Origin of the sequence: Escherichia sp. TC-EC600-tetX4 (assembly GCF_019356055.1) — a bacterium.
In the GTDB taxonomy this organism is placed as follows: Bacteria; Pseudomonadota; Gammaproteobacteria; order Enterobacterales; family Enterobacteriaceae.
In genome coordinates this window covers 1,861,986-1,883,850 of record NZ_CP079924.1, presented here as the reverse complement: position 1 = coordinate 1,883,850, position 21,865 = coordinate 1,861,986, and the positions used below count along the sequence as shown (strand labels likewise).

The 21,865-nt window shown below is 50.5% G+C and carries 22 protein-coding genes and 1 pseudogene; 12 read left to right on the top strand and 11 right to left on the bottom strand.

Features of this window, described 5'->3' with window-relative positions; translation table 11 throughout:
* Positions 1 to 41: 41 nt before the first annotated feature.
* From sdiA to fliC, 8 genes are all read right to left on the bottom strand, one after another.
* Entirely contained in the window at positions 42 to 764 is a 723-nt protein-coding gene (sdiA, locus tag KXD89_RS08975) for a transcriptional regulator SdiA (RefSeq protein WP_001152715.1), read from the bottom strand.
* 229 nt (positions 765 to 993) lie between these two features.
* Positions 994 to 1,746 carry an L-cystine ABC transporter ATP-binding protein TcyN gene (gene tcyN / locus KXD89_RS08970; RefSeq protein WP_001272991.1) on the bottom strand — a complete coding sequence of 251 codons (753 nt, stop codon included), beginning with the start codon at positions 1,744 to 1,746 and terminating at the stop codon, positions 994 to 996.
* The gene (tcyL, locus tag KXD89_RS08965; protein WP_001158220.1) at positions 1,743 to 2,411 is read right to left on the bottom strand and encodes a cystine ABC transporter permease; all 669 of its coding nucleotides are present in this window, start codon (positions 2,409 to 2,411) and stop codon (positions 1,743 to 1,745) included. The genes tcyN and tcyL overlap by 4 nt, the downstream gene beginning before the upstream one ends.
* A gap of 14 nt (positions 2,412 to 2,425) precedes the next feature.
* Entirely contained in the window at positions 2,426 to 3,412 is a 987-nt protein-coding gene (gene dcyD, locus KXD89_RS08960; protein ID WP_001128215.1) for a D-cysteine desulfhydrase, read from the bottom strand.
* Between the two features lie 104 nt (positions 3,413 to 3,516).
* Complete coding sequence (gene tcyJ, locus KXD89_RS08955; protein ID WP_001296168.1) at positions 3,517 to 4,317, bottom strand: cystine ABC transporter substrate-binding protein; 801 nt, start codon at positions 4,315 to 4,317, stop codon at positions 3,517 to 3,519.
* An 87-nt stretch (positions 4,318 to 4,404) separates the two neighbouring features.
* Positions 4,405 to 4,956, bottom strand: a complete 552-nt coding sequence (gene fliZ / locus KXD89_RS08950) for a flagella biosynthesis regulatory protein FliZ (protein WP_001350518.1) — start codon at positions 4,954 to 4,956, stop codon at positions 4,405 to 4,407.
* A 45-nt stretch (positions 4,957 to 5,001) separates the two neighbouring features.
* Positions 5,002 to 5,721, bottom strand: a complete 720-nt coding sequence (gene fliA, locus KXD89_RS08945; RefSeq protein ID WP_001087467.1) for an RNA polymerase sigma factor FliA — start codon at positions 5,719 to 5,721, stop codon at positions 5,002 to 5,004.
* 320 nt (positions 5,722 to 6,041) lie between these two features.
* A complete protein-coding gene (gene fliC / locus KXD89_RS08940; RefSeq protein ID WP_000079739.1) occupies positions 6,042 to 7,538 on the bottom strand; it encodes a H48 family flagellin FliC in 1,497 nt (498 codons plus the stop codon).
* Between the two features lie 265 nt (positions 7,539 to 7,803).
* Between fliC and fliD the strand changes: the two genes are divergently transcribed.
* The 4 genes from fliD (at position 7,804) to amyA (ending at position 11,575) form a co-directional block, all read left to right on the top strand.
* Entirely contained in the window at positions 7,804 to 9,210 is a 1,407-nt protein-coding gene (gene fliD, locus KXD89_RS08935; protein ID WP_000146784.1) for a flagellar filament capping protein FliD, read from the top strand.
* Between the two features lie 24 nt (positions 9,211 to 9,234).
* Positions 9,235 to 9,645 (top strand): flagellar export chaperone FliS, encoded by a 411-nt coding sequence (gene fliS / locus KXD89_RS08930; protein WP_000270671.1) that lies wholly within the window; start codon positions 9,235 to 9,237, stop codon positions 9,643 to 9,645.
* Complete coding sequence (fliT, locus tag KXD89_RS08925; protein ID WP_001015033.1) at positions 9,645 to 10,010, top strand: flagella biosynthesis regulatory protein FliT; 366 nt, start codon at positions 9,645 to 9,647, stop codon at positions 10,008 to 10,010. The genes fliS and fliT overlap by 1 nt, the downstream gene beginning before the upstream one ends.
* 77 nt (positions 10,011 to 10,087) lie before the next feature.
* Positions 10,088 to 11,575, top strand: a complete 1,488-nt coding sequence (amyA, locus tag KXD89_RS08920; protein WP_001245695.1) for an alpha-amylase — start codon at positions 10,088 to 10,090, stop codon at positions 11,573 to 11,575.
* A gap of 33 nt (positions 11,576 to 11,608) precedes the next feature.
* Here amyA and yedD read toward each other — a convergent pair whose 3' ends face one another.
* The gene (gene yedD, locus KXD89_RS08915; RefSeq protein ID WP_001350519.1) at positions 11,609 to 12,022 is read right to left on the bottom strand and encodes a lipoprotein YedD; all 414 of its coding nucleotides are present in this window, start codon (positions 12,020 to 12,022) and stop codon (positions 11,609 to 11,611) included.
* Positions 12,023 to 12,208: 186 nt separating this feature from the next.
* Here yedD and yedE point away from each other — a divergent pair, with 186 nt between their 5' ends.
* The 4 genes from yedE to KXD89_RS08895 all read left to right on the top strand — a co-directional run bounded on the left by yedE (position 12,209) and on the right by KXD89_RS08895 (position 15,011).
* Complete coding sequence (yedE, locus tag KXD89_RS08910) at positions 12,209 to 13,414, top strand: selenium metabolism membrane protein YedE/FdhT (RefSeq protein ID WP_000118897.1); 1,206 nt, start codon at positions 12,209 to 12,211, stop codon at positions 13,412 to 13,414.
* Positions 13,411 to 13,644 carry a sulfurtransferase-like selenium metabolism protein YedF gene (gene yedF, locus KXD89_RS08905; RefSeq protein ID WP_000790504.1) on the top strand — a complete coding sequence of 78 codons (234 nt, stop codon included), beginning with the start codon at positions 13,411 to 13,413 and terminating at the stop codon, positions 13,642 to 13,644. The genes yedE and yedF overlap by 4 nt, the downstream gene beginning before the upstream one ends.
* Before the next feature lie 108 nt (positions 13,645 to 13,752).
* Complete coding sequence (locus KXD89_RS08900; RefSeq protein WP_000334583.1) at positions 13,753 to 14,421, top strand: SOS response-associated peptidase; 669 nt, start codon at positions 13,753 to 13,755, stop codon at positions 14,419 to 14,421.
* Between the two features lie 110 nt (positions 14,422 to 14,531).
* Positions 14,532 to 15,011 carry a GNAT family N-acetyltransferase gene (locus tag KXD89_RS08895; protein ID WP_000494172.1) on the top strand — a complete coding sequence of 160 codons (480 nt, stop codon included), beginning with the start codon at positions 14,532 to 14,534 and terminating at the stop codon, positions 15,009 to 15,011.
* A gap of 143 nt (positions 15,012 to 15,154) precedes the next feature.
* Here KXD89_RS08895 and KXD89_RS08885 read toward each other — a convergent pair.
* Both KXD89_RS08885 and fliE read right to left on the bottom strand, forming a co-directional pair.
* Positions 15,155 to 16,283: pseudogene (locus tag KXD89_RS08885) on the bottom strand (DUF5503 domain-containing protein).
* Positions 16,284 to 16,631: 348 nt separating this feature from the next.
* On the bottom strand, positions 16,632 to 16,946 hold the full coding sequence (gene fliE / locus KXD89_RS08880; protein WP_001274299.1) for a flagellar hook-basal body complex protein FliE: 315 nt from the start codon (positions 16,944 to 16,946) through the stop codon (positions 16,632 to 16,634).
* Positions 16,947 to 17,160: 214 nt separating this feature from the next.
* Between fliE and fliF the strand changes: the two genes are divergently transcribed.
* The 4 genes from fliF to fliI are packed head-to-tail and all read left to right on the top strand — an operon-like array spanning position 17,161 to position 21,859.
* Entirely contained in the window at positions 17,161 to 18,819 is a 1,659-nt protein-coding gene (gene fliF, locus KXD89_RS08875) for a flagellar basal-body MS-ring/collar protein FliF (protein WP_000994427.1), read from the top strand.
* Complete coding sequence (gene fliG, locus KXD89_RS08870; RefSeq protein WP_000067950.1) at positions 18,812 to 19,807, top strand: flagellar motor switch protein FliG; 996 nt, start codon at positions 18,812 to 18,814, stop codon at positions 19,805 to 19,807. The genes fliF and fliG overlap by 8 nt, the downstream gene beginning before the upstream one ends.
* Positions 19,800 to 20,486, top strand: a complete 687-nt coding sequence (gene fliH / locus KXD89_RS08865; RefSeq protein WP_001282683.1) for a flagellar assembly protein FliH — start codon at positions 19,800 to 19,802, stop codon at positions 20,484 to 20,486. Before fliG ends, fliH begins: the two co-directional genes overlap by 8 nt.
* Complete coding sequence (fliI, locus tag KXD89_RS08860) at positions 20,486 to 21,859, top strand: flagellar protein export ATPase FliI (protein WP_000213294.1); 1,374 nt, start codon at positions 20,486 to 20,488, stop codon at positions 21,857 to 21,859. The genes fliH and fliI overlap by 1 nt, the downstream gene beginning before the upstream one ends.
* Positions 21,860 to 21,865 lie beyond the last annotated feature (6 nt).

Below are 21,865 nucleotides of genomic sequence, written 5' to 3'. Positions count from 1 at the left end.
TCAGCCGGTTTTTGCATCTGGCACGCAGGACAGAAAAGAGATCAAATTAAGCCAGTAGCGGCCGCGTAACAGGCAACCTGGGTCTTATTTGGTGCATTAATTTTTTTCTGCATGTTTTTCTGGTGGAAATTGACCGTATTCTCAGAGATTGACAAAATCATCGCTATCTCTGCTGATGTTTTCCCTTCCGCCGTCCACCTCAGAATTTCTTTTTCGCGCTTGCTGAAATTCATCTCTGGCGTCATCACTATTTCATCATTTAAACGCATCAGAGCCATCAGACTTTCGCGCACCAGTAACTGCATTTTTAATTGCAGTTCATCACTAAGAATGGGTATTTCGCGCGCGCTGCAACGGGAAAAGGACAAAAAGCCCAGCGCCCGGTTTGGCAGCATTAAATACTGAGTGACACCGCGGCGTAAACCATGTGCGCGCGCGGCTTCCCATAACGGCTGTGCTTCGCTGAATAAGTCATCATTCCACATTAAATGGCCCTGACTAAAGTTTTCAGGGTTCAGCACCGGATCAATTGCGAGAAAGTTTTTTGCCTGATAATAACTAACCCACGCCTCAGGGTAATTGGTGTAAAAAGCCACTTTAGGTCGAGTGAATGGTACCGGGTGGCGGACACATAACGAATAGTAATCGTACTCCAGCTGCTGAGCCTGAAGCTCAATTTCATGGTAGACCTCTTCTGCGGTCTCCATCCTCTGAAAACGCAACAGCATCGTGCGACGCCAGCTGAAAAAATCCTTATCCTGCATAGTAAACCGCAACGCCCCTGAGAGTGAGTATCATTTATAATGATAATTCAAACTATCACATAAATAAGATTTATATATAATTTATATTATTCAGGCAATGAATTACTTTTGCAAGCCATCGCATTCTCTTATGTTATTAATGAGTTATGCTGATTTGTTAAGCAGTTTTATCAGGCTTGAAATGGCGTCCAGCCCCGACAGGTGAATCGTCGGGGCTGATTTTTTCTTATTATTGCAGCAGAAACTTCTCGAGGAACTGGCGGGTGCGAGGCTGCTCGGGGTCGGCAAATAACGCTTTTGCGGCCCCCTGCTCGACTATCCGCCCCTGGTCCATAAAGATCGCCCGGTCCGCAACATCCCGGGCAAAGCTCATTTCGTGCGTCACAATCACCATCGTGCGCTTTTCCTGCGCCAGCTGACGGATGGTGTTCAGGACTTCACCCACCAGCTCTGGATCCAGCGCTGACGTTGGCTCGTCAAACAAAATCACCTCAGGACGCATTGCCAGCGCACGCGCAATCGCAACACGCTGCTGTTGACCGCCAGACAAACGACGTGGATAGCTGGTTTCTTTACCTGCCAGCCCAACTTTTGCCAGCAGCTCGCGAGCGCGCGCCGTGGCCTCTTCTTTCGGTTCACCTTTGACGATCACCGGCCCTTCAATAATGTTCTCCAGCACCGTACGATGCGGAAACAAATTAAAGTTCTGGAAGACAAACCCGACGTGCTGACGCAACTGGCGAATCAGAGATTTTTGCTGACTTAATGAACGTGCAGTATCAATAGTGATATCGCCAACGGTGATCGTTCCCGCTTCGGGTTGTTCCAGCAGATTTATGCTGCGTAGCAACGTGGTTTTGCCGGAACCACTCGGACCGATAATTGCCACCACTTCGCCAGGCTTTACCTCAAGGTCGATACCGTGCAGCACCGTCTGACCGTGGAATTTTTTCACCAGGTTCTTAACTTCAATGGCACTCATTTTGGTTCTCTCTCCTGGCGATTAAGTTGATTCTCAAAATGGTTCTGCAACGTCGATAACACAGTCGCCATGATCCAGTAGATGAGCGAAGCCGCCAGATACATGGTGAACACCTCCAGCGTACGCGAGGTAATCAACTGCGCCTGACGGAACAGCTCCGGCACCTGGATTGTCGCGGCCAGCGACGTATCTTTTACCAGGCTAATAAAGCTGTTCGACAGCGGCGGCAACGCCACACGCGCCGCCTGTGGCAAAATCGCGCGACGCATGGTCTGCCACGGCGTCATACCAATACTGGCTGCCGCTTCCCACTGACCTTTATCAATAGAAGAAATGGCGGCGCGCAGCGTTTCGGCAGCATAGGCGGCAGTGTTCAACGACAGACCAATCATTGCTGACGGAATGGGATCTAATTCGATACCAAACTGCGGCAGGCCGTAATAGATCATAAACAGTTGTGCGATGAGCGGCGTACCACGAAAAATAGAGATATAAAAACGCGCCAGCCAGCGCACGGGCCAGATTGGCGACAGACGCATCAGCGCGAGAATAAACCCGAGCAGTAAGCCAAAAAACATGCCGCCGATACTGAGTTGCAGCGTATACCCAGCCCCTTTCAGCAGGAACGGCAAGGAATCAATAACCAGTTGTATACTTTCTTGCATGAGCGTTTCCGGAGCTAAACGTGGGGATGATAGGCGAACAGCGCAGGCGCACCGCCGGTATGAATAAACAGAATCGGCCCTTCATCTTTGAAGCGTTTCTGACTGATACCGTCAATCAGCCCCGCCATCGCTTTTCCGGTATACACAGGATCAAGCAGAATGCCTTCCAGCCGCGCCAGCAATTTCACTGCTTCCATGCCTTCGTCGTTCGGCACGCCGTAGCCAGGTGCAAAATAGTCATCCCAGAGTAAAATTTCCGCTGATGCGGTCAGCTCCAGTTCTTTCGCAATCGCCTGTTGTAGGTTAACCACTTTCGGCAATTGATCGGCAACGGAACGCGACACGGTCACGCCAATCAGTTCGCTTTCAGGCATCAGGTGTTCCAGCCCAACAGCCAGTCCGGCGTGAGTTCCGGCACTGCCCGATGCGACTACCACCGATGAAATATTAACCGCCCCTTCACACTGTTGCGCGATTTCCAGCGCACTCTCCACATAACCTAGCGCGCCAAGAGCATTAGAACCGCCAACCGGAATGACATACGGGCGAAAGCCTTGTGCTTCGACTCGCGTCGCCAGCTCTTCCAGTTGGGCATTGGGATCGGTCAGTGCGTCGCACATTTCAATCTGGGTATTGAACAGATCCAGCAACAAGCGATTGCCGTTGGTTAAATAGTTTTCTGCGGTTGTGCCAATAGGATTTTCCAGCAGCGCCACGCAGTGCAGACCGAGTTTGGCAGCGACTGCGGCAGTCTGCCGCACATGGTTAGACTGGATCGCCCCGGCAGTAATCAGCGTATCGGCACCTTCACGCAGAGCATCTGCCGCGAGAAATTCCAGCTTACGTAATTTATTGCCGCCCATTGCCATGGGGGTGACGTCATCCCGTTTGATGAAAATTTCCCGTCCTAGATAATCAGAAAAGCGCGGCAGATATTCGAGCGGCGTTGGCGCGCCGATAAACTCCAGCCGTGGAAAACGGGTTAAATTATGCAGTGGCATAACAGCCTCCGATGTGTGTTGTTGTGATTTTCTTATTATGCACGCTGAAAACGCGTAAATAAAAAAGGCGCTAGTGAAAGCGCCCTTTTTTGTCATTATGCTGATTATTTGGTCACATCAGCACCAAACCATTTTTCGGAAAGGGCTTGCAGAGTGCCATCTTTTTGCATTTCCGCAATTGCATCATTCACTGCTTTCAGCAGGTCCTCATTTCCTTTACGCAGCGCCACGCCAGACTCCTGACGGGAGAATGCTTCACCGGTTACTGCCAGCGTATCGTTGGTTTTCTTCACCAGATCCAGCGCCGCCAGACGATCAACGAGGATCGCATCGATACGCCCTACGCGCAGATCCTGATATTTGGTCGGGTCATCATCATAGGTACGCACATCGACGCCCTGAACATTCTGCCGCAGCCACTCTTCATAGTTGGTGCCCAGACCGACCCCCACTTTTTTGCCTTTCAGATCATCGGCTGTTTTAATGGTGCCTTCGTTACCTTTTTTCACCAGCGCCTGAATACCAGAAATGGTGTACGGGGTTGAGAAATCGTATTTTTTCTTGCGCTCATCAGAAATGGTGACCTGATTAATCACCACATCAATACGTTTAGAGTCCAGCGACGCCAGCATACCGTCCCATTTGGTCGGTTTTAGTGACGCCTCAACGCCAAGATGTTTTGCCAGCTGTTGGGCAAATTCCACTTCAAAACCGGTTAATTTGCCGTCATCTCCCTGAAAACTGAACGGCGGATAAGTTCCTTCCAGCCCTACCAGCAGCGTGCCGCGCTCTTTAACTTTATTAAGCAGACCTTCATCTGCAAAACTTTTAACGCTCATGCCCGCAACCAGCGCCACGGCCATCACACCCATCAATGCCTGACGTCCCAGATGTGCTAATTTCATATTCACCCCGAATGTTGTTATGTCTGTTTGCAGTGTAGAGCCATTGTTTGTAAACACAAAAACAACTCCGCTACATCTTATTCTTATTTAATATATATCAGAAGAAGGCAGGCTGGAGGATTTCTGCACAAGTCTGGTACAGGTTTGGCGCTGATAGTGTTGATACTTCCGTAACGCGATGCGGTAATTGTTGGTGCTGGTGGTGGGCAGCCACGGGGCGAGGATTTCATCAAGGAAACCGTCCTGCAGCTGATCGAGGGAAATATTTTGCTCGTGTAGATGATTCCCCAAACGGCGCAAACGAACGACATATTCACGCACCGTACCTGGGCTCATTTCAGTTTGCTCAAAAAGAAATTGCTTAAAGCCGATAATATCGAAAAAATCACTCTGCGTTTTGCAATGTAAATCACCGCAAAATCGGCACAATGCCGCCCATGATTTTTGTTCCGTTTGCCAGCCATTTTCATCAAGCAGCGTGTCCAGGCGGGAAATCTCGATTTTATTCACTATTTTGCCGTCGCGAACTAAGGTAATGCGATCGAGTAATTTACGGCAATGCGCGCAATGGGTCTGGCTGTGTTTAAAGTCTTTAAGATAGCGGCTTAATGGCCGTCTTTTCAGGTGCTGCACCATCATTAAGAACTCCTGGTAGTCAAAGTTAAAGTGCGGCATTTACTGACGTTATAACTTACCCAGTTTAGTGCGTAACCGTTTAATAGCCTGGCTGTGTAACTGACTGACCCGCGATTCCCCGACCTCCAGCACCGCGCCAATCTCTTTGAGATTCAGCTCTTCCTGGTAATAGAGGGTTAATACCAGTTTTTCGCGCTCCGGCAACGTTTCGATGGCTTCCATCACCCGCTGGCGCAGATTACTGTCCAGTAGTTGTTGTAGCGGGTTTTCTCGCTGATGATCATCAGTAACCAGTTCGATGCTATCGCCGTGCTCTTCGCGCCACTCATCGTAGGAGAAGAGCTGGCTGTTATTGGTGTCGAGCAACATTTGGCGATAATCGGCAATATCGATCCCTAAACGTTCCGCTACCTCAGTTTCCGTGGCGTTGCGGCCAAGTTCCTGCTCCAGTTGCCCTATTGCCTGTGCCACTTCACGCGCGTTGCGTCGCACGCTGCGCGGCACCCAGTCACGGCTGCGAAGTTCATCCAGCATAGCGCCACGGATACGCTGCACTGCGTAAGTTGTAAATGCCGTTCCTTGTAGGGCGTCATAGCGTTCGACGGCATTAAGTAACCCAATGCCGCCCGCCTGTAGCAGATCGTCAAGTTCCACGCTCGCGGGCAGTCGAACCTGCAGGCGCAATGCTTCGTGACGCACCAGCGGGACATAACGCTGCCACAGCGAGTGTTTATCCATTACACCTTCAGCGGTATAGAGTGAATTCACGATAAACAGCCCTGCGTTATATGAGTTATCGGCATGATTATCCGTTTCTGCAGGGTTTTTAATCGGACGATTAGTGGGTGAAATGAGGGGTTATTTGGGGGTTACAGGTAAATTCCAGGCAGAAAAAAACCCCGCCGGTGGCGGGGAAGCACGTTGCTGACAAATTGCGCTTTATGTTGCCGGATGCGGCGTAAACGCCTTATCCGGCCTACAAAAATGTGCAAATTCAATAAATTGCAATTCAACTTGTAGGCCTGATAAGCGCAGCGCATCAGGCAATTTGGCGTTGCCGTCAGTCTCAGTTAATCAGGTTACAACGATTAACCCTGCAGCAGAGACAGAACCTGCTGCGGTACCTGGTTAGCTTTTGCCAACACGGAGTTACCGGCCTGCTGGATGATCTGCGCTTTCGACATATTGGACACTTCGGTCGCATAGTCGGCGTCCTGAATACGGGACTGCGCTTCAGACAGGTTGGTAGTGGTGTTGTTCAGGTTGGTAACCGCGGAATCCAGACGGTTTTGCACCGCACCGAGGGAAGAACGGAATTTGTCTACAGATGCGATAGCATCGTCCAGCGCTTTCAGCGGATCCGTGGTTTTACCATTTGCAACAGCAGTCAGAGCCTCACCACCAGCAGTCAAACCTGTTTGCAGATTACCGCCATTTAAATCGGCAGAATCGTATGTTTTACCATCAATATCGACCACTTCTGTTTTGCCATCATCTCCGCCCAGTTTGACCGCGGTTGGAGAACTGGCGGCACCGGAAGAGTCAGTATAGGTAATAGTTTTAACAGAAACAGCACCAGTAGTTTCATTCACATCCGCAGCGTAAAGATTGCCATTTGTATCTTTAAGCGCATATGTATCGGTATCATTACCCTTGGAATCCTGCAGTTTTACTAAGCTAACAGCACCAAGGTTGGCAGTTGCGGAACCTGCAGTATTATCAATCTGAACAGGTGTACCGCCTGAAGTGATAGTTGTAGCTTTAGTAGTATTTGCATCAGTTACAGTTGCATTTGCCGTTGCTCCAGTCGCCATTGTCACTGTACCATCATTAGCAACTGTTACTGCGTAATACTTCCCATCGTTATCACCACCGGTGATTTTCGCATAGTAATCATTACCATTATCAGTATAAACACCCTCAATTGAAGCTGGGTTAGTTCCGCCAGTATCAGTGGCTGCTTCCGTAGAAAGGGTAATTCCAGTAAGTTTAATATTGTTTGTGGTGGTAGCACCAAAAGCAGTTACTGGAGCACTAGTGGTAACTGTATCGTTATTTTTAACGCTAAAACCATCAAGGCCAAGAGTTTTAGCATCAATCTGCTTCAGATCGATAGTGATAGTCTGGTTATCATTTGCGCCAACCTGGATTTTCATGGAGCCATTTTTTGCCAGCACGTTCACGCCGTTGAACTGGGTCTGACCAGATACGCGGTCAATTTCATCCAGACGGGATTTAATTTCGTCCTGGATAGAAGACAGATCAGACTCAGAGTTAGTACCGGTAGTGGCCTGTACCGTCAGTTCACGCACACGCTGTAAGTTGTTGTTGATTTCGGACAGCGCGCCTTCGGTGGTCTGCGCAACGGAGATACCGTCGTTGGCGTTACGGGCCGCCTGAGTCAGGCCTTTAATGTTAGAGGTGAAACGGTTAGCAATCGCCTGACCCGCTGCGTCATCCTTCGCGCTGTTAATACGCAAGCCAGAAGACAGACGCTCGATAGAACTCGACAGCGCAGACTGGTTCTTGTTGATATTATTTTGAGTGATCAGCGAGAGGCTGTTGGTATTAATGACTTGTGCCATGATTCGTTATCCTATATTGCAAGTCGTTGATTACGTATTGGGTTTCCACCCGTCGGCTCAATCGCCGTCAACCCTGTTATCGTCTGTCGTAAAACAACCTTTAGAATTTTTTTCAAAAACAGCCATTTTTTGTTAGTCGCCGAAATACTCTTTTCTCTGCCCCTTATTCCCGCTATTAAAAAAAACAATTAAACGTAAACTTTGCGCAATTCAGACCGATAACCCCGGTATTCGTTTTACGTGTCGAAAGATAAAAGGAAATCGCATGGCAAGTATTTCATCGCTGGGAGTCGGGTCAGGTCTGGATTTAAGTTCCATCCTTGATAGCCTCACCGCCGCGCAAAAAGCGACGCTAACCCCCATTTCAAATCAGCAATCGTCGTTTACCGCTAAACTTAGCGCCTACGGTACGCTGAAAAGCGCGCTGACGACTTTCCAGACCGCCAATACTGCATTGTCTAAAGCCGATCTTTTTTCCGCCACCAGCACCACCAGCAGCACCACCGCGTTCAGTGCCACCACTGCGGGTAACGCCATCGCCGGGAAATACACCATCAGCGTCACCCATCTGGCGCAGGCGCAAACCCTGACCACGCGCACCACCAGAGACGATACGAAAACGGCGATCGCCACCAGCGACAGTAAACTCACCATTCAACAAGGCGGCGACAAAGATCCGATTACCATTGATATCAGCGCGGCTAACTCATCGTTAAGCGGGATCCGTGATGCCATCAACAACGCAAAAGCAGGCGTAAGCGCAAGCATCATTAACGTGGGTAACGGTGAATATCGTCTGTCAGTCACATCAAATGACACCGGCCTTGATAATGCGATGACACTCTCGGTCAGCGGTGATGATGCGCTACAAAGTTTTATGGGCTATGACGCCAGTGCCAGCAGCAACGGTATGGAGGTCTCGGTTGCCGCCCAGAATGCGCAGCTGACAGTCAACAACGTCGCCATCGAGAACAGCAGCAACACCATCAGCGACGCGCTGGAAAACATCACCCTGAACCTGAACGATGTCACCACGGGCAACCAGACGCTAACCATCACTCAGGACACCTCCAAAGCGCAAACGGCGATTAAAGACTGGGTGAATGCCTACAACTCGCTAATAGATACCTTCAGCAGCCTGACCAAATACACCGCCGTAGATGCGGGAGCTGATAGCCAGAGTTCTAGCAATGGTGCACTGCTCGGCGACTCCACGCTGCGGACGATTCAGACGCAGTTGAAATCGATGCTGAGTAATACCGTCAGTTCTTCCAGCTATAAAACGTTGGCGCAGATTGGTATCACGACCGATCCCAGCGATGGCAAACTGGAACTGGATGCCGACAAACTCACCGCTGCACTGAAAAAAGATGCCAGCGGCGTAGGTGCATTGATTGTTGGCGATGGTAAAAAAACCGGCATCACGACCACCATCGGCAGCAACCTGACCAGTTGGCTTTCGACAACGGGCATTATTAAAGCCGCTACCGATGGCGTTAGTAAGACCCTGAATAAATTAACTAAAGACTACAACGCCGCCAGCGATCGCATTGATGCGCAGGTCGCTCGCTACAAAGAACAATTTACCCAACTGGACGTTTTAATGACCTCGTTAAACAGCACCAGCAGCTACTTAACGCAGCAGTTCGAAAACAACAGTAATTCCAAGTAAGCAATATTCATCGGGAGACAGGTCATGTACGCGGCAAAAGGCACCCAGGCCTATGCACAAATTGGCGTCGAAAGCGCCGTAATGAGCGCCAGCCAGCAGCAGCTGGTCACCATGCTATTTGATGGAGTGCTGAGCGCACTGGTTAGAGCGAGCCTGTTTATGCAGGACAACAATCAGCAAGGCAAAGGCGTCTCTTTGTCAAAAGCGATCAACATCATTGAGAACGGACTGCGGGTGAGTCTTGATGAAGAGAGCAAAGACGAACTAACCCAAAACTTGATTGCTCTTTATAGCTATATGGTCAGGCGCTTGCTGCAAGCCAATTTACGCAACGATGTCTCCGCAGTCGAAGAAGTGGAAGCATTAATGCGCAATATTGCCGATGCCTGGAAAGAGTCGTTACTCTCCCCTTCTTTGATTCAGGACCCAGTCTGATGAACCATGCACCGCATTTATATTTCGCCTGGCAACAACTCGTCGAAAAAAGCCAGCTCATGTTACGCCTGGCAACGGAAGAACAATGGGACGAACTCATCGCCAGCGAAATGGCGTATGTGAATGCGGTGCAGGAGATTGCACATTTGACTGAAGAGGTTGACCCGTCCACCACGATGCAGGAGCAGCTCCGCCCGATGCTGCGCCTGATTCTCGACAACGAAAGCAAGGTAAAGCAGTTATTACAGATTCGGATGGATGAACTGGCGAAACTGGTCGGTCAGTCATCGGTGCAAAAATCGGTGTTAAGTGCCTATGGCGATCAGGGCGGCTTTGTGCTGGCTCCGCAGGATAACCTCTTTTGAATCTGAATGAGTCGATGGCTCGCGAATAATCCGATTACGGCTACGCTTCTAATGTTCCCCTTGAATGGAGTCGAAGAATGCGTAATCCCACGCTGTTACAATGTTTTCACTGGTATTACCCGGAAGGCGGTAAGCTCTGGCCTGAACTGGCCGAGCGCGCCGACGGTTTTAATGATATTGGTATCAATATGGTCTGGTTGCCGCCCGCCTATAAAGGCGCATCGGGCGGGTATTCGGTCGGCTACGACTCCTATGATTTATTTGATTTAGGCGAGTTTGATCAGAAAGGCAGCATCCCTACTAAATATGGCGATAAAGCACAACTGCTGGCCGCCATTGATGCTCTGAAACGTAATGACATTGCGGTGCTGTTGGATGTGGTAGTCAACCACAAAATGGGCGCGGATGAAAAAGAAGCTATTCGCGTGCAGCGTGTAAATGCTGATGACCGTACGCAAATTGACGAAGAAATCATTGAGTGTGAAGGCTGGACGCGTTACACCTTCCCCGCCCGTGCCGGGCAATACTCGCAGTTTATCTGGGATTTCAAATGTTTTAGCGGTATCGACCATATCGAAAACCCTGACGAAGATGGCATTTTTAAAATTGTTAACGACTACACCGGCGAAGGCTGGAACGATCAGGTTGATGATGAATTAGGTAATTTCGATTATCTGATGGGCGAGAATATCGATTTTCGCAATCATGCCGTGACGGAAGAGATTAAATACTGGGCGCGCTGGGTGATGGAACAAACGCAATGCGACGGTTTTCGTCTTGATGCGGTCAAACATATTCCAGCCTGGTTTTATAAAGAGTGGATCGAACACGTACAGGAAGTTGCGCCAAAGCCGCTGTTTATTGTGGCGGAGTACTGGTCGCATGAAGTTGATAAGCTGCAAACGTATATTGATCAGGTGGAAGGCAAAACCATGCTGTTTGATGCGCCGCTGCAGATGAAATTCCATGAAGCATCGCGCATGGGGCGCGACTACGACATGACGCAGATTTTCACGGGTACATTAGTGGAAGCCGATCCTTTCCACGCCGTGACGCTCGTTGCCAATCACGACACCCAACCGTTGCAAGCCCTCGAAGCGCCGGTCGAACCGTGGTTTAAACCGCTGGCGTATGCCTTAATTTTGTTGCGGGAAAATGGCGTTCCTTCGGTATTCTATCCGGACCTCTACGGTGCGCATTACGAAGATGTCGGTGGTGACGGGCAAACCTATCCGATAGATATGCCAATAATCGAACAGCTTGATGAGTTAATTCTCGCCCGTCAGCGTTTCGCCCACGGTGTACAGACGTTATTTTTCGACCATCCGAACTGCATTGCCTTTAGCCGCAGTGGCACCGACGAATTTCCCGGCTGCGTGGTGGTCATGTCGAACGGGGATGATGGCGAAAAAACCATTCATCTGGGAGAGAATTACGGCAATAAAACCTGGCGTGATTTTCTGGGGAACCGGCAAGAGAGAGTAGTGACCGACGAAAACGGCGAAGCAACCTTCTTTTGCAACGGCGGCAGCGTCAGCGTGTGGGTTATCGAAGAGGTGATTTAAATTCATCCCCGGCGGCAAGCCGGGGAGATTTCATTACGGCAGTGGCGTCGGTAACGGCGCTTTATCCAGCGCGGCGGCACACTCTGCTGTCGGGCGATCCACACGCTCCATCGTCATACCATCGTACTCAATGGTGTTACCGTCACGCTCAACCTCGTACAGCTCACGTTTTACGGTAACGTTAGTGAGATCATCAGACATCAATGTCAACTTACCCGGCACGGCAATCACCCGCTGCCACTGACGGCAATCCAGGGTATCGCCCTCTTTAGTGACAATCAGGCTGCCTATCGCTTCCGGGCTGACCAGCGCACGTTGCGGCCCTTTGGTCTGCCAGTAGCCCGCCAGCCAGTCCGGCGCGGGGGTTTTCACGACATTGTTATAGTTTTCGACTTCGGCACAGCCCGCCAGCAACAAGAGCGCGCCTGCAATTGCGAGTTTTTTCATCATTCGTCCTGCATGAGAAGAAAAGAGGATTGTGGCATTAAAGCCCTGATGTCGCCAGCCTTTCAAGGTTCAGAGAGAAATTTGATCTAACTATTATTTTTGTGAATTATTACCCCGAAAATAAATTTGCATGGTGTATGATTCGCGACTCTTGTTTCAAACCTTCTGAGTTCAGAGGCTACATTCATGTCATGGCAGCAATTCAAACACGCCTGGTTGATTAAATTCTGGGCCCCCATCCCTGCGGTCATCGCGGCGGGTATTCTCTCTACTTACTATTTTGGCATTACTGGCACCTTTTGGGCTGTCACGGGTGAATTTACCCGTTGGGGCGGCCAGCTCCTGCAACTGTTCGGCGTCCATGCTGAAGAGTGGGGTTACTTTAAAATTATCCATCTGGAAGGATCGCCATTAACCCGCATCGACGGGATGATGATCCTCGGTATGTTTGGCGGCTGCTTTGCCGCAGCGCTGTGGGCCAACAATGTCAAACTGCGAATGCCGCGCAGCCGTATCCGCATTATGCAGGCCATCATTGGCGGCATTATCGCCGGTTTTGGCGCGCGTCTGGCAATGGGCTGTAACCTGGCGGCGTTCTTTACCGGTATTCCTCAGTTCTCGCTGCATGCCTGGTTCTTTGCCATCGCCACTGCCATTGGTTCATGGTTTGGCGCGCGCTTTACCCTGCTGCCCATCTTCCGTATTCCCGTGAAAATGCAGAAAGTTTCTGCCGCCTCACCGCTGACGCAAAAACCGGATCAGGCGCGGCGTCGTTTTCGTCTCGGGATGCTGGTCTTTTTCGGCATGCTGGGCTGGGCGCTGCTCACAGCGATGAACCAACCCAAACTGGGGCTGGCAATGCTGTTTGGCGTCGGCTTTGGTTTACTGATTGAACGTGCGCAAATCTGCTTTACTTCAGCGTTCCGCGATATGTGGATCACCGGACGTACCCATATGGCGAAAGCAATCATTATCGGTATGGCGGTGAGTGCCATCGGGATCTTCAGTTACGTACAGTTAGGCGTTGAACCCAAAATCATGTGGGCGGGACCAAACGCGGTAATTGGTGGTTTACTGTTTGGTTTTGGCATCGTGCTGGCTGGCGGCTGCGAAACCGGCTGGATGTACCGCGCGGTAGAAGGCCAGGTGCACTACTGGTGGGTCGGTCTGGGCAATGTGATCGGCTCAACGATTCTGGCGTATTACTGGGATGATTTCGCTCCGGCGCTGGCCACCGACTGGGACAAAATCAACCTGCTGAAAACCTTTGGTCCGATGGGTGGCCTGCTGGTGACATATTTGCTGTTGTTTGCTGCGCTGATGTTGATTATCGGCTGGGAAAAACGCTTCTTCCGCCGTGCGGCACCGCAGACTGCTAAGGAGATCGCATGAAAAATATCGTTCCTGATTACCGCCTTGATATGGTGGGTGAACCCTGCCCTTATCCGGCAGTCGCAACCCTTGAGGCGATGCCGCAGTTAAAAAAAGGGGAAATCCTGGAAGTGGTGAGCGACTGTCCGCAGTCGATCAATAATATTCCACTGGATGCGCGTAATCACGGCTATACGGTGCTGGATATTCAGCAAGACGGGCCGACCATTCGTTATTTAATTCAGAAGTAATCCCTCATTCCCGCTGTGACCCACAGCGGGAACATCGTTACCTTTGTATCACATAGATTTTACCCGCCCCCACTCCTATTCTTTTCAGTATGATCTCAGGAGGTTTCTATGTGTGGACGCTTTGCCCAATCCCAAACGCGTGAAGATTACCTTGCGCTTCTCGCGGAAGATATTGAACGCGATATTCCCTATGATCCCGAACCCATTGGCAGATACAACGTCGCGCCGGGAACCAAAGTCCTACTGCTCAGTGAACGTGATGAACACCTTCATCTGGATCCGGTTTTCTGGGGATATGCTCCCGGATGGTGGGATAAACCGCCGCTGATTAACGCCCGCGTAGAAACTGCGGCAACCAGTCGTATGTTTAAACCGCTCTGGCAACATGGTCGGGCAATCTGTTTTGCCGATGGCTGGTTTGAGTGGAAAAAAGAAGGCGACAAAAAACAGCCTTTTTTTATCTATCGTGCTGATGGACAACCTATTTTTATGGCCGCGATAGGTAGCACACCATTTGAGCGTGGTGACGAAGCCGAAGGATTTTTGATCGTCACTGCTGCGGCAGATCAAGGTCTGGTAGATATTCATGACCGCCGCCCACTGGTACTGTCGCCAGAAGCTGCGCGGGAATGGATGCGGCAAGAGATTAGCGGTAAAGAAGCCTCAGAAATCGCGGCCAGTGGCTGTGTTCCAGCAAACCAGTTCTCCTGGCACCCGGTATCGCGCGCGGTGGGTAATGTTAAAAACCAGGGCGCGGAGTTAATTCAACCTGTTTGATAAGCCTGGAGATTATTGATCAACAATACTGCGTCATAAGAAATCTCTATTAGACAAAGATTTCATTACCTGTTGGCATATTGCAAAAATAACACCAATACGGAATCGTCATGTTCACGATTAAAACAGATGATCTCACCCATCCAGCAGTGCAAGCATTAGTGGCTTACCATATTTCCGGCATGCTGCAGCAGTCTCCCCCCGAAAGCAGTCATGCTTTAGATGTGCAAAAATTACGTAACCCGACAGTGACATTCTGGTCAGTATGGGAAGGCGAACAACTCGCAGGAATTGGTGCGCTGAAGTTGCTGGATGATAAACACGGCGAGCTGAAATCAATGCGTACCGCGCCAAATTATTTACGTCGTGGTGTCGCCAGTCTGATTTTACGCCACATTTTGCAGGTCGCCCAGGACAGATGCCTTCATCGCCTGAGCTTAGAAACGGGTACACAGGCTGGATTTACGGCCTGCCATCAACTTTATTTGAAGCATGGTTTCGCTGATTGCGAACCGTTTGCTGATTATCGACTTGATCCACACAGTCGATTTTTATCATTGACGCTATGCGAAAATAATGAATTGCCATGAGCCAGACGCAGCACATTCTTGCATTCGACGTGCTGCGCCTTTATTTATCACCAGCAGGAAACGCCTTGTCCATAGACGCCCCTTCCACATGCGCCACAAGAAACCTCTATTCCAGTGACACAATTGCGCCTAATTAATTACATTTAATATTTAATTATGAGTTCCTCACCATCTATTACATACTTTTTAACCATATCGGAATATTTATCATAATCAGCGGGATTCGTAACAATATATTTTCGCTGCGATCTTTCATAGCAAATCCCTGTCAAAGTCCATGATATAAAAATGTCTCTTCAAAAGAATTACATTCTTTAAAAAGTAATTCTTTATTGCTATATATCGCAGAGACAACCTCAATATCACACTCCATACGTGCTTTCTCCAGATGATTTGGGAAGTATTGAATTTCTTTTATCTTATTATCGCCACAATTAAACAGCTTAGTAGTCTCAGGCATTGCTGGTATTTACCATATTTTATTGCGATAAATAGAAATTGTCATAGCCTTTGACGGAGATGAGTCAACACGCGATATCAGATTATTATCTACGGAGACCTGGGTAATTCCATCGGATACTTTTGGAAATACCATATAATTATTGAAATCGAGCTCTAATTCTTTGCAGAATTTGGGAATTTGTATTGTGGCAAGGCCATTATGACGAAGATAAAGCACCTCAATCCAGGATGGAAGAGGTGGCAAAGACCCCAAGTGAAGATCTGTTAAGTCAAGTTTACTATTGTGGAGTTCAACACATTTAAACAATCTCACCAATGCTATATCCACATTTTTTTTGAAGTCATTCGATGCGCCTTCTTTTACTGAATTAGCCCAGTCGCTGAAACCTTTGCAAAGTCTGGAATCTGTAATTTTCGTAAAGTTGTCTAGAAACTCTGCAATATTAGTCGATATAAACTCTAATTTATGCCGAATGGGTGGGTTACCAGTTCCCTGATTTTTTCTATCATGATAAAACCTATCTTATTATAAATCGAGAAATCTTGAAACCAGAGACTATAATCACCCCATTCGAAATATTCTGAGTGCAATAACTTAAATTCTGACAGCATATTAAATAATTTGCTGTCTTCACTAATTGGTGTAAACTTACCATTTCCAAGACAACTGACTAACTCACTTGATAATTCATTTATGATTGCATCATCAGATACTAACTCATGTTGTTTTATCGTAGATTCAGTATTAGATGTGACTTTATTTAATTGAACCGGCTGAGTTTTTAACGAAAGATCATTTAATGGAAACATTTACACTCCTGTTTAATAAATTATATTGCCCAGGGCGCATTCTAAAACACAATAAAATTACCACTATCAAAAATCGCTCATATCCATCGCCCGGAATATGAATAAAAACATCAACAAAGATTAAATTATCCAGAGGTTACTGTTGCGTCTGTGGTCGTAACAACATCCGACGTGGTGATGTGTCAAATGAGACGCTCTGATGTTCAGGGGGGTTATCGCGTATACGGATCGTGGATGGCAGAAAACGTTCAGGATCAGGTATCCATTTTAAACCAGAAATTGAGTGAGTTTGCCCCATCCATGCCCCACGCGGTGAGATCGGATGTAATTAACAACAGGTTACAAAACCTACACCTGCATGCTCATCACTTCCTGATACGCCGCCACCAGCTTATTACGCACCTGAATCCCCATTTGCATAGAAACTGAGGCTTTTTGCATATCGGTCATCACATCGTTTAACGCCACGCCGGGTTCACCGAGAGTGAATTTTTCTGCCTGCGTGCGGGCAGCTGTTTGTGTATCACTAATGCGATCGAGCGCGGCGTGCAGCTGCCCGGCAAAACTAATGGTCGGTTGCGGCAGTGATTCCTGCGCACGCGCACTCATCGCCGTAGCCTGTAACTGGCTGATAACCCCTTCAATCCCCTGTATCGCTGACATTCTCGTCTCCCGGATAATTTCTGGTAGCAAAGCCTACCAGTAAGTCAATAAGACAAAGGCGCTAAATAGCAACAAAAAAACGGGTTTATTGGCGGATAGAAAAAAACGAAAGCACAAATAATGGGAGCGTCAATTTTTCGAGTTTGCTGACCCGGGAGTGAGTCTTGTTCCACTTTGCCAATAACGCCGTCCATAATCAGCCACGAGGTGCGCGATGAATGCGACTGCAGCCCAGACAAAATCTCTTGAGTGGCTTAATCGCCTGCGTGCGAATCCGAAAATTCCATTGATTGTTGCCGGTTCCGCGGCAGTGGCGGTCATGGTCGCACTGATCCTGTGGGCGAAAGCCCCCGACTACCGCACATTATTCAGCAATCTTTCCGATCAGGATGGTGGCGCAATTGTCAGCCAACTGACGCAAATGAATATTCCTTACCGCTTCAGCGAAGCCAGCGGCGCTATTGAAGTTCCGGCAGATAAAGTTCACGAACTGCGTCTGCGCCTGGCACAACAAGGTTTGCCAAAAGGCGGCGCGGTCGGTTTCGAACTGCTTGATCAGGAAAAGTTTGGTATCAGCCAGTTCAGCGAACAGGTGAATTATCAGCGGGCGCTGGAAGGCGAGCTTTCTCGTACCATCGAAACTATCGGCCCGGTAAAAGGGGCGCGCGTACATCTGGCAATGCCGAAACCGTCTTTATTCGTCCGTGAACAAAAATCCCCTTCTGCATCGGTGACGGTAAATCTGTTACCCGGCCGCGCACTCGATGAAGGGCAAATTAGCGCCATTGTGCATCTGGTTTCCAGCGCCGTTGCTGGTCTGCCGCCGGGAAACGTCACGCTGGTGGATCAGGGCGGACATCTGTTAACCCAGTCCAATACCAGCGGGCGCGATCTTAATGACGCTCAGTTGAAATATGCCAGCGATGTCGAAGGCCGTATTCAGCGGCGTATTGAAGCGATCCTGTCGCCTATTGTTGGTAACGGTAATATTCACGCCCAGGTTACGGCGCAGCTGGACTTCGCCAGTAAAGAACAAACGGAAGAACAGTATCGCCCTAACGGTGATGAATCTCATGCGGCGCTTCGTTCACGCCAGCTTAATGAGAGCGAGCAAAGCGGTTCCGGTTATCCGGGCGGCGTACCGGGGGCGTTGTCGAATCAACCGGCACCTGCGAATAACGCGCCAATCAGCACGCCTCCGGCAAATCAAAATAACCGCCAGCAGCAGGCGAGCACCACCAGCAATAGTGGGCCGCGTAGCACACAGCGGAATGAAACCAGTAACTACGAAGTCGATCGCACCATTCGTCATACCAAAATGAACGTGGGCGATGTGCAACGTCTGTCAGTCGCGGTCGTGGTGAATTACAAAACCTTGCCAGATGGCAAACCGTTGCCTCTCAGCAACGAACAGATGAAGCAAATTGAAGATCTGACCCGCGAGGCGATGGGCTTTTCTGAAAAACGCGGTGACTCGCTCAATGTCGTTAACTCGCCGTTCAATAGCAGTGACGAAAGCGGCGGAGAACTGCCATTCTGGCAACAGCAAGCGTTTATCGATCAGTTACTTGCTGCCGGTCGCTGGTTGCTGGTACTGCTGGTGGCGTGGCTGCTGTGGCGGAAAGCGGTACGTCCGCAGCTAACACGTCGCGCTGAGGCGATGAAAGCTGTACAGCAACAGGCGCAGGCCCGCGAGGAAGTGGAAGATGCGGTGGAAGTCCGCCTGAGCAAAGACGAACAACTACAACAACGGCGCGCTAACCAACGTCTGGGGGCAGAAGTCATGAGCCAGCGTATCCGTGAAATGTCTGATAACGATCCGCGCGTGGTGGCGCTGGTCATTCGCCAGTGGATAAATAACGATCATGAGTAACCTGACAGGCACCGATAAAAGCGTCATCCTGCTGATGACCATTGGCGAAGACCGGGCGGCAGAGGTGTTCAAGCACCTCTCCCAGCGTGAAGTACAAACCCTGAGCGCTGCAATGGCGAACGTCACGCAGATCTCCAACAAGCAGCTAACCGATGTGCTGGCGGAGTTTGAGCAAGAAGCTGAACAGTTTGCCGCACTGAATATCAACGCCAACGATTATCTGCGCTCGGTATTGGTCAAAGCTCTGGGTGAAGAACGTGCCGCCAGCCTGCTGGAAGATATTCTCGAAACTCGCGATACCGCCAGCGGTATTGAAACGCTCAACTTTATGGAGCCACAGAGCGCCGCCGATCTGATTCGCGATGAGCATCCGCAAATTATCGCCACCATTCTGGTGCATCTGAAGCGCGCCCAAGCCGCCGATATTCTGGCGTTGTTCGATGAACGTCTGCGCCACGACGTGATGTTGCGTATCGCCACCTTTGGCGGCGTGCAGCCAGCCGCGCTGGCGGAGCTGACCGAAGTACTGAATGGCTTGCTCGACGGTCAGAATCTCAAGCGCAGCAAAATGGGCGGCGTGAGAACGGCAGCCGAAATTATCAACCTGATGAAAACTCAGCAGGAAGAAGCCGTTATTACCGCCGTGCGTGAATTCGACGGCGAGCTGGCGCAGAAAATCATCGACGAGATGTTCCTGTTCGAGAATCTGGTGGATGTCGACGATCGCAGCATTCAGCGTCTGTTGCAGGAAGTGGATTCCGAATCGCTGTTGATCGCGCTGAAAGGAGCCGAGCAGCCACTGCGCGAGAAATTCTTGCGCAATATGTCGCAGCGTGCCGCCGATATTCTGCGCGACGATCTCGCCAACCGTGGTCCGGTGCGTCTGTCGCAGGTGGAAAACGAACAGAAAGCGATTCTGCTGATTGTGCGCCGCCTTGCCGAAACTGGCGAGATGGTAATTGGCAGCGGCGAGGATACCTATGTCTGATAATCTGCCGTGGAAAACCTGGACGCCGGACGATCTCGCGCCACCACAGGCAGAGTTTGTGCCCATAGTCGAGCCGGAAGAAACCATCATTGAAGAGGCTGAACCCAGCCTTGAGCAGCAACTGGCGCAACTGCAAATGCAGGCCCATGAGCAAGGTTATCAGGCGGGTATTGCCGAAGGTCGCCAGCAAGGTCATAAGCAGGGCTATCAGGAAGGACTGGCCCAGGGGCTGGAGCAAGGTCTGGCAGAGGCGAAGTCTCAACAAGCGCCAATTCATGCCCGGATGCAGCAACTGGTCAGCGAATTTCAAACTACCCTTGATGCACTTGATAGTGTGATAGCGTCGCGCCTGATGCAGATGGCGCTGGAGGCGGCACGTCAGGTCATCGGTCAGACGCCAACGGTGGATAACTCGGCACTGATCAAACAGATCCAACAGTTGTTGCAGCAAGAACCGTTATTCAGCGGTAAACCACAGCTGCGCGTGCACCCGGATGATCTGCAACGTGTGGATGATATGCTCGGCGCTACCTTAAGTTTGCATGGCTGGCGCTTGCGGGGCGATCCCACCCTCCATCCTGGCGGCTGTAAAGTCTCCGCCGATGAAGGCGATCTCGACGCCAGTGTCGCCACTCGCTGGCAAGAACTCTGCCGTCTGGCAGCACCAGGAGTGGTGTAATGACCACGCGCCTGACTCGCTGGCTAACCACGCTGGATAACTTTGAAGCCAAAATGGCGCAGTTGCCTGCGGTACGTCGCTACGGGCGATTAACCCGCGCTACCGGGCTGGTGCTGGAAGCCACCGGATTACAATTGCCGCTCGGCGCAACCTGTGTCATTGAGCGCCAGAACGGCAGCGAAACGCACGAAGTAGAAAGCGAAGTCGTTGGCTTTAACGGTCAACGGCTGTTTTTAATGCCGCTGGAGGAAGTCGAAGGTGTCCTGCCCGGCGCGCGTGTTTATGCCAAAAACATTTCGGCAGAAGGGCTGCAAAGCGGCAAGCAGTTGCCGCTCGGTCCGGCGTTATTAGGTCGCGTTCTGGACGGCAGCGGTAAACCGCTCGATGGCCTGCCCTCCCCCGATACGACGGAAACCGGTGCGCTGATTACCCCGCCATTTAACCCGTTGCAACGTACACCGATTGAACATGTGCTGGACACCGGCGTGCGCCCAATCAATGCCCTGCTTACCGTTGGGCGTGGGCAGCGTATGGGGCTGTTTGCCGGGTCCGGCGTTGGTAAAAGTGTGCTGCTGGGGATGATGGCACGTTACACCCGCGCCGATGTCATTGTCGTGGGTTTGATTGGTGAACGTGGGCGCGAAGTAAAAGATTTTATTGAGAACATCCTCGGTGCCGAAGGGCGTGCACGCTCAGTGGTGATTGCCGCTCCGGCGGATGTTTCTCCGCTCCTGCGAATGCAGGGTGCCGCCTATGCCACGCGCATTGCCGAAGATTTTCGCGATCGTGGTCAGCATGTGTTGCTGATTATGGACTCCCTCACCCGCTACGCGATGGCCCAGCGTGAAATTGCGCTGGCGATTGGCGAACCCCCCGCCACCAAAGGTTATCCACCGTCGGTGTTTGCCAAATTACCGGCACTGGTCGAGCGTGCCGGAAATGGCATTAGCGGCGGCGGCTCGATTACCGCGTTTTATACCGTGCTCACTGAAGGCGATGACCAGCAGGATCCGATTGCCGACTCCGCGCGGGCGATCCTCGACGGTCACATTGTGCTGTCTCGCCGACTGGCGGAAGCCGGGCACTATCCGGCTATCGATATTGAAGCGTCGATCAGCCGCGCAATGACGGCGTTGATCAGTGAGCAACATTACGCGCGAGTGCGCACCTTCAAACAGCTGTTGTCGAGTTTTCAGCGTAACCGCGATCTGGTTAGCGTCGGCGCGTATGCCAAAGGCAGCGATCCGATGCTCGATAAAGCCATCGCCCTGTGGCCGCAGCTGGAGGGCTATTTGCAACAAGGCATTTTTGAACGCGCGGACTGGGAAGCGTCTCTCCAGGGGCTGGAGCGTATTTTCCCGACAGTGTCATAACCCAGG